At 54.9% G+C, this 497-nt stretch carries 1 protein-coding gene; it reads right to left on the bottom strand.

The window, feature by feature from the left end:
• Positions 1–497, bottom strand: a 497-nt coding sequence (locus ACF8GB_RS06635; RefSeq protein ID WP_392526728.1) for a helix-turn-helix domain-containing protein, incomplete at both ends; no start/stop codon positions are given.

The raw sequence follows: 497 nt of genomic DNA, 5'->3' as shown, positions 1-497 counted from the left end.
CCTCGAGCTTTTTTAGATAGGCGTTCTCCGCTTCGAGCTGGGCTAGCCTTGTCAGCAACTGCTCACGAGTGAGTTGCTCAGTAGGCGTGGATGAAACGTCTTCAGACTTGCGGGGTGCTTTAGGCATCGCGGTAATCACTGGCTTCTTACGGGGCGGTCGGGGTTGATGTCCGCCACTGTAATACTGTTCCTCCCAACTGCGAACCAGTGTGGAATTGCCGAGGTTGTAAAGCGCTGACGTGGCACGCAACGAAAGGTCTTCGCGCCATTTATGATGAAGAACAGCGAGCTTGAACTCGGCGCTGTAATGGCGGCCTGTTTTCTCCAGACTGGCCTGACCGTGCGTACGGTAGGCCGCGACCCAGCGACGAAGGAGCGTCGGATCCATTTGGAACTGTGCGGCAACATGGCGAAAGCCATACCCGCGATCAAGAAAGGCCTGAATGGCTGACAGCTTGAACTGCTTTGAATACCTGCGCATAAAAACCCCAAAAGTG

The sequence above is a fragment of the Pseudomonas sp. xss_4 genome, assembly GCF_043104125.1.
GTDB lineage: Bacteria > Pseudomonadota > Gammaproteobacteria > Pseudomonadales > Pseudomonadaceae > Aquipseudomonas > Aquipseudomonas parafulva_B.
Note: the sequence above shows the minus strand (reverse complement) of the source record. Positions and strands in the feature narration are given on the sequence as shown.